General features: G+C 71.0%; 8 protein-coding genes. All 8 read left to right on the plus strand.

Annotation, left to right across the window (positions count from 1 at the left end):
• The first annotated feature begins 80 nt into the window (after window positions 1-80).
• Window positions 81-1,472: an extracellular solute-binding protein gene (locus E1267_RS24735; protein WP_165959766.1), complete on the plus strand. Its 1,392-nt coding sequence runs from the start codon at window positions 81-83 to the stop codon at window positions 1,470-1,472.
• On the plus strand, window positions 1,447-2,379 hold the full coding sequence (locus E1267_RS24740) for a carbohydrate ABC transporter permease (protein WP_132335425.1): 933 nt from the start codon (window positions 1,447-1,449) through the stop codon (window positions 2,377-2,379). The genes E1267_RS24735 and E1267_RS24740 overlap by 26 nt, the downstream gene beginning before the upstream one ends.
• The gene (locus E1267_RS24745) at window positions 2,376-3,194 is read left to right on the plus strand and encodes a carbohydrate ABC transporter permease (protein ID WP_132335427.1); all 819 of its coding nucleotides are present in this window, start codon (window positions 2,376-2,378) and stop codon (window positions 3,192-3,194) included. Before E1267_RS24740 ends, E1267_RS24745 begins: the two co-directional genes overlap by 4 nt.
• Window positions 3,194-4,258 (plus strand): ABC transporter ATP-binding protein, encoded by a 1,065-nt coding sequence (locus E1267_RS24750; protein WP_132335429.1) that lies wholly within the window; start codon window positions 3,194-3,196, stop codon window positions 4,256-4,258. The genes E1267_RS24745 and E1267_RS24750 overlap by 1 nt, the downstream gene beginning before the upstream one ends.
• Window positions 4,255-5,439, plus strand: coding sequence for a CehA/McbA family metallohydrolase (locus E1267_RS24755; protein WP_246064231.1), 1,185 nt, complete (start codon window positions 4,255-4,257; stop codon window positions 5,437-5,439). The genes E1267_RS24750 and E1267_RS24755 overlap by 4 nt, the downstream gene beginning before the upstream one ends.
• Before the next feature lie 25 nt (window positions 5,440-5,464).
• Window positions 5,465-6,364 carry a TIM barrel protein gene (locus E1267_RS24760; RefSeq protein ID WP_132335431.1) on the plus strand — a complete coding sequence of 300 codons (900 nt, stop codon included), beginning with the start codon at window positions 5,465-5,467 and terminating at the stop codon, window positions 6,362-6,364.
• Between the two features lie 5 nt (window positions 6,365-6,369).
• Window positions 6,370-7,458 carry a Gfo/Idh/MocA family protein gene (locus E1267_RS24765; protein WP_132335433.1) on the plus strand — a complete coding sequence of 363 codons (1,089 nt, stop codon included), beginning with the start codon at window positions 6,370-6,372 and terminating at the stop codon, window positions 7,456-7,458.
• The coding region (locus tag E1267_RS24770; protein WP_132335435.1) for a glycoside hydrolase family 38 N-terminal domain-containing protein at window positions 7,455-9,749 on the plus strand (2,295 nt) is incomplete at its 3' end. The genes E1267_RS24765 and E1267_RS24770, both read left to right, overlap by 4 nt.

The raw sequence follows: 9,749 nt of genomic DNA on the forward strand, positions 1-9,749 counted from the left end.
GGGCGGGCCTTTACGTCATATGCATGTCATGACATATTGGCCCATGGCTTCCTCCCCTAAGGACATGTCGGAGGGTTTGCATGGCAGTGCGGAAACGGTCGCTGGGAGTGGTCGCGGTCCTCGCCGCGGCCGGGCTGGGGCTCGCCGCGTGCGGCAGTTCGTCCGGCGGTGGAGAGGGTGAGGCCATCGAGCTGACCATCACCCAGAACGCCATCAAGGGCGGCAAGAACGCGGCCGGGGCGACCTTCATCGAGGACTGGGTGATCCCCGAGTTCGAGGCCGCCCAGAAGGCGAAGGGAAAGGACGTCACGGTCAAGTTCGTCCCCAGCGGAGTCGACGACGAACAGTACAAGACCAAGCTCTCCCTCGACCTCAAGTCAGGCAAGGGCGCGGACGTCATGGACATCGACGGGATCTGGGCCGGCGAGTTCGCCGAGGCGGGCTACATCAAGCCGCTGTCGGAGCTGGTCGGGCCGGAGGCCGACAACTGGGACGGCTGGTCGCAGATCCCCGAGGCCGTCCAGGGCATGGCCGAGTTCGACGGCAAGAAGTACGCCCTGCCGGTCGGCACCGACGGCCGGGTGCTCTACTTCAACAAGGCGCTCTTCCAGCAGGCCGGTCTCCCCGCCGACTGGCAGCCGAAGGGCTGGCAGGAGATCATCGACGCGGGCACGAAGCTGAAGTCCGCCGGCGTGCCCGTGCCGATCCAGATCAACGCCGGCACCGCCATGGGCGAGGCCACCTCGATGCAGGGCGTGCTGCCGCTGCTCGCCGGCGCGGGCGGCGAGGTGCGGCAGGACGGCAAGTGGACCGGCGCCTCCCAGGCGCTGAAGGACGCGCTCGGCCTCTACCAGAAAATCTACGGCGGCGGCCTCGGTGACCCCAAGCTCCAGCAGGAGGCCAAGGGCCGCGACAAGTCGTTCCAGCAGTTCGCCGAGGGCAAGGTCGGCATCCTCATGGAGGGCGACTACTTCTGGCGCGGCGTCGTCAATCCCAAGGACGGCGTGGCGAAGATGGACGACCGCGACCAGGTCGTCGGCTACGCCATGATCCCCGCGATGGAGCCCGGCAAGGGCCTGCGCGGCCAGGACTTCGTCAGCATGTCGGGCGGCGCGCTGCGCACGGTCAACCCCAACAGCGAGCACCCGAAGGAAGCCTTCGAACTGCTCGCCTTCACGCTCTCGCCCGAGGCGCTGAAGGAGGAGACCAAGGACGGCAACGTACGCGTCACCCCGCGCACCGACGTCAACAAGGAGATCCTCGCCGGTGAGCCGCTGCTCACCTACATTTCCGAGAAGGTGCTGCCGGTGACCGCCTACCGGCCGCCCGTCGCCGTCTACCCGCAGGTGTCGGCGGCCCTGCAGGAGGCCACCGCGGCCGTGGTCGGCGGCACCCCGCCCGACCAGGCGGCGACCGCCTACCAGAAGAAACTCGAAGGAATCGTCGGTGGCGCAGGCAACATCGCCTCCTGAGGTCGTCAAGGAAGACGAGCGGACCCGCCGCGGCTACAGCTCTGACGCGGCGGGCCTGGGCAACCTGCGGGCAGGGGCGTTCGTCGCCCCCGCCCTGCTGCTCATCGCCGCCTTCCTCGTGTTCCCCGCGCTCTGGGTGCTCTACCTGGGGCTCACCAACTACCGCCTGACCGGCGCCGCCGCGGCCGAGCCGCAGTTCGTCGGGCTCGCCAACCTCCTCGACGCGGTCTCCAACCCCACGTTCTGGAACTCGACCTGGCTGACCCTGCAGTTCGTGCTCGGCTCGGCCGTCATCGGCCAGGTCGTGCTCGGCTTCTCGATCGCCTGGATGTTGCGCGACCGCGCGGGACCACTCAAACGGCTGGTCGAGGGCCTGGTCATCCTGGCCTGGATCCTGCCGAGCGCCGTCGTGTCGTTCCTGTGGGTGGCGCTGCTCGACCGCGACGGCGGCACGCTCAACGCGCTGCTCGGCATCCCCGGCTTCCCGTGGCTGCTCGACCACCCGATGTTGTCGATCATCGTCTTCAACACCTGGCGCGGCACCGCGTTCTCGATGATGTTGTACGGCGCCGCGCTCGGCAACGTGCCCCCCTCCCACCTGGAGAGCGCCCGCCTGGCCGGAGCCTCCGGCTGGCAGCAGCTCAGGGACGTCGTCTTCCCGCACATCCGGGGCCACATCCTGACCAACCTGCTGCTCATCAGCCTGTGGACGTTCAACGACTTCTCCCCGTTCCTCATCACCGCCGGCGGCCCCGACGGCCGGTCCGAGGTGCTGGCCGTGCACGTGTACAAGGTCGCGCTGCAGAGCGGCGAACTGGGGTACGGCGCCGCCGTGTCCACGATCATCCTGCTGATCAACCTGGTCGTCGCGGTCTTCTACCTGCGGCTGCTCCGGAGCAAGAAATGACGCGCTTCGTCCTCGGCCGGATCGGCTTCTCCACGCTGATCGCGGTGCTGCTGGCCTTCTTCACCATCCCGCTGCTGTGGCTGGTGACCGCGCCGTTCACCTCCGACCCGTCGTACGAGGTCAAGGTGCCCGACTTCACCTGGGACAACTTCCAGGCGGTCGTCGAGCACCCGTACGCGCTGCCGTCGCTCTACAACTCCCTCATCCTGTCCGTCGGCACCGCCGTGCTGGTCGTGCTGCTCGCCGCGCTGGCCGCGTACGCGCTGAGCCGGGTGCGCCTGCCCGGCAGGGACGCCCTGCTCTACGCGCTGCTGCTGCTGTCGTCGATCATCACCGGCACGGCGGCCATGGTGCCGCTGTTCCAGCTCGCGGTCGAGCTGAACCTGATCGACTCGCAGCTCGGGCTGATCCTCATCCTGACCGGCGGCCTGCTGCCCGCGGCGATCTTCATGCTGAAGGACTTCATGGACTCCACGCCGAAGTCCTACGAGGAGTCGGCGCGGGTCTTCGGGGCCTCGCCGCTGCAGATCGTCCGGCACGTGGTCGTCCCCGTGGTGCGTCCCGGGCTGGCGACGATCGCGGTGTGGTCGCTGGCCAACGTGTGGGGGAACTTCCTGATGCCGTACCTGCTGCTGAGCGACGTCGAGAAGCAGCCGGCCGCGGTGATCACGTACACGCTCTACACCGAGGGCGGCCAGGCCAACCTCAGCATGTTGTCCACGTTCGGCCTGCTCTACTCGATTCCCGTGGTGCTCATGTACCTGTTCGTCAGCAAAAAGTACGGCTTCCGCTTCCACGGAGGGATCAAGCGTTAATGGCCGCCATCGAACTACGCGGGCTGACCAAGGTCTATCCCGGCGGGGTGAAAGCGCTCGACTCGCTCGACCTCGACATCCCCGACGGTGAGTTCTTCGCCCTGCTCGGCCCCTCCGGCTGCGGCAAGACCACCCTGCTGCGCACGATCGCCGGCCTCGAGACCGCCACCGGCGGCGCCGTGGTCATCGGCGACCGCGACGTGACCGGGGTGCAGCCGGGCGGCCGCGACGTCGCCATGGTGTTCCAGGACTACGCGCTGTTCCCGCACATGGACGTCACGGACAACATCGCCTACCCGCTGCGGATCAAGAAGGTCGCCAAGGGTGCGCGCCGGGAGAAGGCGGAGGAGGTCGGCGCGCGGCTGGGCCTCGAACGCCTCATGGACCGCCGGCCCGGCCAGCTGTCCGGCGGCCAGCAGCAGCGGGTCGCGCTGGCCAGGGTGATGGCCACGCAGGCGCAGGCGTTCCTGTTCGACGAGCCGCTGTCCAACCTGGACGCCCGCCTGCGGCTCGAAGCCCGTACGTTCCTCAAGAAGCTCCAGCGCGAACTGGGCGTCACCACCGTCTTCGTCACCCACGACCAGGCCGAGGCGCTGGCCATGGCCGACCGGATGGCCGTCATGGAAGCCGGGCACATCCGGCAGATCGGCACCCCGGCCGAGGTGTTCCAGCGGCCCGCCAACACGTTCGTGGCCGGGTTCATCGGCTCGACCCCGATGAACCTGCTGGACGGCGCCGTACGAGGTGACACGCTGGAGGTCGCCGGCTGCAAGGTGTCGGTCCCCGCCTCCGCCGAGGGACGGCTGACCGGCGGGGAGAAGATCGTTTACGGTGTGCGGCCCGAGTACATGGCGTACTCGGCCGGGCCCGCGGAGGGCGCGCTGAGCGGGAAGGTGGCCATCGTGGAGAACCTGGGCGCGTCTCACCTGGTGACGCTCGACGTCAACGACGTGCTGGTGCAGGCCGTCGTGCCCGAGGGCAGCGAACCCGCCGTCGGCGACGACGGGCACGCGCTGCCGCGCCGCGACCGGGCCCTCGTCTACCGGGACGGTGAGCTGGTGTGATCATCGAAGGCCGCTGGAGCCTGGACGACAGGCTGGAGGAGATCCTGCGCGAGGTGCCCTTCGAGGTGCGCGCGGGGACGGCCGCCGTGACCGTGCGGCTGGCCTACGACACCTCGCAGGGCGTCATCGACCTCGGGTGCGCCTCGCCCACCGGTTTCCGCGGCTGGTCGGGCGGCGCGCGGGACACGTACACGATCAGCGGGGACTGGGCCACCCCCGGCTACCTGCCGGGAGAGCCCGAGGCGGGCACGTGGCACGTGTGGCTGCGGCTGCACCGGATCCCGCCGCAGGGCCTCGACTACACGCTGGAGATCACCACCGCGACCGTGGTGCCGCCGGAGCCGGAGGTGGCGGAGCCGCCGCACGGCGCGCGACCGGCGCGGCGCGGCATCCCCGACGCCGGCGGCCTGCGCTGGTTCGCGGGCGACTTCCACGCCCACACCCTGCACAGCGACGGCAGCCTGAGCATTCCCGAGCTGGCCGAGCTCGCCCACGGCAGGGGCCTCGACTTCCTGGCCGTCACCGACCACAACACCGTCAGCCACCACCCCTGGCTGGCCAAGATCGACAGGGGGATCACGCTCATCCCCGGTCAGGAGGTCACCACCGACCGGGGCCACGCGAACGTGTTCGGCGACGTCGGCTGGGTGGACTTCCGGCGGCCCGCCGACTCCTGGGCCGAGCACGCCGAGCGCGCGGGCGGGCTGATGTCCGTCAACCACCCGCTCGGCGGCGACTGCGCCTGGCTGCTGCCGATCGAACGCCGGCCGGCGATCGCCGAGGTGTGGCACTCCGGCTGGTGGGACCGCCGCTGGGGCGCGCCCCTCGCCTGGGCCGACGCCTGGCGGGCCGACCTGACCGTGATCGGCGGCAGCGACTTCCACCGCCACGGCACCGACGGTCTGCCCGGAGCGCCGACGACGTGGGTGCTGGCCGAGGACACGAGCACGGTGCTCGACGGCGTACGCGCCGGACGCACCGCCGTCTCCGCCGGCCCCGACGCGCCGCTGCTGCTCAGGCTGGGCGACGAGTTGCTCGCGCTGGACGCCGACGGCCTCGTGCTCGTGGGCCCCGACGGCCGGCGCCGGATCGTGCGGGGTGACCGTACGCTCCTGCCCGCGATCGAGGGGCGCCACCGGCTGGAAACGTACGAGAACGAGGTGATCGCGCTATGCGAGTGAACGTGACGACGAACGGAGTGAGGTCATGAGCACGCGAGTGCGGAAGGTCGCCAACGCGCCGGTGAGCTTCGGTGTGTTCGAGCTGAGCGACGCGCCGCCGCCGCTGAGCGCCGACCGAATGGTCGGCGCGTTGTCCGACGCCGGCTACGAGGGCATCGACCTCGGCCCGGTCGGCTACCTGGGCATCGGCGCCGGCCTTGCCGAACGGCTCGACGGCATGCTCCTCGCCGGCGGCTGGGCCGACCTGCGCTACAACGACGCCGAGGCGTTCCGCGAGGGGCTGGGCGCGCTGGAGACGGCGCTCGACGTGTTCGCCGCCGCGCCGCCCGCGCCCGAGCATCTGGCACCGCGGCCCACGCTGGGCTGCTCCGGCTCGCCCGAGAGGTTCGCCCGCCCGGGCGGGAGCGTTCCAGGGCTGCCGTCATCCGAGTGGCCCGCGTACGCCGCCCGCGTGCAGGAGGCGGTCGGCCGCTGCCGCGAGCGCGGGTTCGAGCCCGCCTTCCACCCTCACCTCGGCACGTACGTCGAGACCCCCGACGACGTCGAGCGGCTGCTGGAGCTGACCGACGTGGAGCTCTGCCTCGACACCGGCCACCTCCTGCTCGGCGGGGGAGACCCGGTGACGAAGCTGCGTGAGTGGGCCGGCCGGGTCGGCCACGTGCACATCAAGGACGGCGACACCAAGATCCTGGCCCAGGCCCTGGACGACGGCGTCGACCTGCGCGAGCTCATGGGCCGCGGCGGGTTCGCCTCCCTCGGCGAGGGCGAGCTGGACCTGGCCGGTGTGATCGCGGCGCTCGACGAGATCGACTACGAGGGCTGGGTCATCGTCGAGCAGGACACGCTGCCGGGCCGCCGCACGGTCGCCCAGAACATCGCCGACCAGGCCGCCAACCGCGAGCGACTGAGGGAACTGGGACTTTGACACGGGTGAGAATCGCCCTGGTGGGCTGCGGAGCCGTCACCCAGGCGGTCTACGTGCCGTTGTTGTCGAGGCGGCGTGACCTGTTCGAGGTGAGCGCCGTCTGCGACCTGTCGCGGACGCTGGCCGACGCGGTAGGCGACCGGCTGGGAGCCGCCAGGCGGTACACCGCGCTGGAGGAGATGCTGGCCGACGGCGGCTTCGACGCCGTCGTCATGCTGGCGTCCGGCTCGCACGGCGAGGCCGTGCGGCAGGCGATGACCGCCGGGTACGCCGTCCTGTGCGAGAAGCCGCTCGCCCTGACCAGGGCCGAGGTGGCGGCGCTGCCCGAGGGGCGGCTGATGGTCGGCTACATGAAGCAGTACGACCCGGCGGTGCGCAGGGCCGAGAAGCTGCTGGCCGAGCTGGGCGGGCCCGAGGCGATCAGGTCGGTCGAGGTGGTCGTGCTGCATCCCAGCGGGGAGTCGCAGCTCGCCTTCGCCAACCTGACGCAGGCGCGCGACGTGGACCCCGGGTTGCTGGCCTCGCTGCGGGCCGCCGAGAGGGAGCTGGTCTCGCGGGCGCTGGGGGAGCCGGCGCCGGAGCCGGTACGGAACCTGTACGGGGTGTCGCTCGGCTCCATCTGCCACGACCTGTCGCTCCTGAGGCGCTTTACCGGGTCACCGACCGAAATTTCGTATGTCGACACCTGGGGTCCCGCGCCCGGGTCCATCGAGATCTCCGGGCCGCTGCCCGTCCGCGGCCGGTTCGGCATCCGCTGGCACTACCTGGAGGACTACCCCGCCTACCGCGAGACCGTGGCCGTCCACCACGACCACGGCTCGCTCGAACTCGTGTTTCCCGCGCCCTACCTGATGAACGCCCCCACCACGCTCACCGTCGTCTCCGGTGGCGAGGGCGGCGAGAGCCGTACCCATTGGCGTGACGTGACCGAGGCGTTCGAAGTACAACTGGCCGCCTTCCATGCTTTCGTGAACGATGGCGAGCCGCCGTTCACCGACGCGGGCGGCGCGCTCGAGGACATCGTGACGGCTCAGCGGATCGCCGCCCGCTACGCCGTACAGCAGGGACTGCCCGTGGGAGGGGAAGCAGCGTGAGCACGGAGATCGTGGTCGTACCGCACACACACTGGGACCGGGAGTGGTACGAACCGTTCCAGCGTTTCCGGCTGCGCCTGGTGGCGCTGCTCGACGAGGTGCTCGACACGATGGAGCGCGAGCCCGCCTACCACTTCACCCTCGACGGGCAACTCGCCTGCGTGGACGACTACCTGGAGGTGCGCCCGGAGAACCGCGACCGGGTGGCCGCGCTGGTCGAGTCGGGGCGCCTGGCCGTGGGGCCGTGGCAGATCCTGCTCGACGAGTTCCTGTGCTCGGGCGAGAACATCGTCCGCAACCTCGAACTGGGCATGGCCAGGGCCGGCAAGCTCGGCGGGGCCATGCCGGTCGGCTACCTCCCCGACATGTTCGGGCACGCGGCGCAGATGCCGCAGATCCTGCGCCGGGCGGGGCTGCTGCACGCCTGCGTCTACCGAGGGGTGCCGTCCTCGGTGACCACCGACGCCTTCGCCTGGGTCGCGCCCGACGGCACGGTGGTGCGCGCCCAGTACCTCCCCGCCGGCGGCTACGGCAACGGGGCCCACCTGTTCCACGATCCGGCTGGGCTGAAGGAGCGGGCGGAGGCGTTCACCAGGACGATGCGCGAGTGGCACGGGCCCGAGGGCTCGCTGCTGGCGATGTACGGCACGGACCACTCCGCGCCCGTACGAGGATTGCCGGAGATGGTGGCGGCGATCGGCGCCCGCATGGACACCTTGTCCGGATATATCGGGGCTTATTCGGGTGAGGTGGATGGCCTGCCCGAGGTCCGCGGAGAGCTGCGCTCGCACGCCCGCGCCAACATCCTCCCCGGCGTGATCTCCGTCCGCGCCCACGTCAAGCAGGCCATGGGCCGCGCCGAGCGGATGGTCGAGCGCTACGCCGAGCCGCTGGCCACGCTCTGGGGCGAGGAATGGCCAGGACGCTTCCTCGACATGGCCTGGTGGCGGCTGGTCGACGCCAGCGGCCACGACTCGGTGACCGGATGCGGCGTCGACGACACCGCCCAGCAGGTCGCCGCGCGCATCGCCGAGGCCGAGCACCTCGGCCAGGCCGTACGTGACATGGTGACCGCCAGGCTGGCCGCCGCGGTGCCGTCCGGCGGCGTACTCGTCGTCAACCCGACGCCCGCCCCCAGGCGCGGCGTGGTCGTCGTGGACGTGCCCGGCCACGACCCCCTGGTCGACGCCTCCGGCACGCCCGTGCCCATCCAGCCGCTGGAATACGCGGCCACGCTGCTGCTGGACGACGAGATGGACCCGGCCACCGCGCTGAGCTTCGTCCACGGCACCGAGCTGTACGGCCAGCAGATCACGTCCTGGTCGGTCGAGGGCGACACCCTGACGTTCACCGTGGCCCACGAGACGCAGACGACCTTCGGCGTCGACGACCTGCACGGCGAACTGGACGGCGTGACCCGCGTACGCATTTTCGCCGAACCCCGGCGCACGGTCGCCGCCCTCGTCGAGGTCCCGCCGCTGGGCCACACGAGCGTCCGGCCCGTGCCGCACGAACAGGCGTTCGGCACGCCCACCCGCGAGACCCACATGCCCTCGGAGCACGACCCGTCCTGCTGGCTCAGGTCCGACTCGGCCGCCCTGCCCGTGCGCGGCGGCGAAGAGGTGCTGGACAACGGCCTGCTGCGCGTCACGATCGCGGGCGACGGCACGCTCACACTGGTCGGCAAGGACGGCACCACCGTCAGCGGCGCCGGCCGCATCGTCGACGGCGGCGATGTCGGGGACACCTACAACTACGCGCCCCCGCCCGCCGACCTGATCGTGGACGAGCCCGTGTCGGCCGAGACCGAGCTCGTGACCTCAGGACCCCTGGTGGCCAGGGTGGACGTGCGCCGCACGTACCGGTGGCCGGCCGCCGGCGGCGGCATCGACGGGGCACCGGAACTCCCCGCCATCAGCCGGACGCCCGAGGCCGAGGAGATCGTCGTCACCACCCGGGTCGAGCTGCGCGCCGGTGAGCCCTTCGTCCGGCTCGACGTCGAGTTCGACAACCGCTGCTCCGACCACCGGGTGCGCCTGCACGTGCCGCTGCCGGAACGGGCCACGGAGTCGTACGCGGAGGGGCAGTTCGCGGTGACCACCCGCGGGCCGACCCCCGAGGGAGGCTGCGGCGAGACCCCGCTGCCCACTTTCCCCGCCTCGTCCTGGGTGGCCGCGGGCGGCGTGGCGGCGCTGCTGGAACACGTGACGGAATATGAGGTCGTGGACGGCTCCGAGCTGGCCCTCACCCTGCTGCGCTCCGTCGGCTACCTGTCCCGCAACCGCAACCCC

Origin of the sequence: Nonomuraea longispora (assembly GCF_004348345.1) — a bacterium.
Classification (GTDB): domain Bacteria; phylum Actinomycetota; class Actinomycetes; order Streptosporangiales; family Streptosporangiaceae; genus Nonomuraea; species Nonomuraea longispora.